At 55.7% G+C, this 476-nt stretch carries 1 pseudogene; it reads right to left on the bottom strand.

Going from position 1 to position 476, the window contains the following annotated elements:
• A pseudogene (locus tag Xbud_RS20050) lies at positions 1–476 on the bottom strand (phage tail protein); the annotation flags it as partial.

Here is a 476-nt window from a genome sequence, read left to right as displayed (position 1 = left end):
TAGCCTTCTGGGCTTCCTGCATGATCGGGGTATCACCGTCTTTGATCCGGCTATCGGTTTCGTCCTTGCTGTAGGCGCCGACATCGGCGGCAGTCAGGGCAATGTCATTGACCAGCTCTTTATCATTGACACGGCGGGTCAGAGGCACTTTGCTGTCTGCGGCTTTCAGGGCCCGCTGGGCTTCCTGCATAGCCTTCTGGGTTTCCTGCATGACTTGCGCATCACCGTCTTTGATCCGGCTATCGGTTTCATCCTTGCTGTAGGCGCCGACATCGGCGGCAGTCAGGGTAATATCATTGACCAGCTCTTTGTCGTTGACACGGCGGGTTAACGGCACCTTAGTGTCCGCTACTTTCATGACTTGCGTATTGGTTTCTTCCTTGCTGTAGGCGCCGACATCGGCGGCGGTCAGGGTAATGTCATTGACCAGCTCTTTATCATTGACACGGCGGGTTAACGGCACTTTGCTGTCCGCG

The sequence above is a fragment of the Xenorhabdus budapestensis genome, from assembly GCF_002632465.1.
Taxonomy (GTDB): domain Bacteria; phylum Pseudomonadota; class Gammaproteobacteria; order Enterobacterales; family Enterobacteriaceae; genus Xenorhabdus; species Xenorhabdus budapestensis.
The sequence above is the reverse complement of the archived record's forward strand: the minus strand, read 5'-3'. Positions and strand labels throughout refer to the sequence as shown.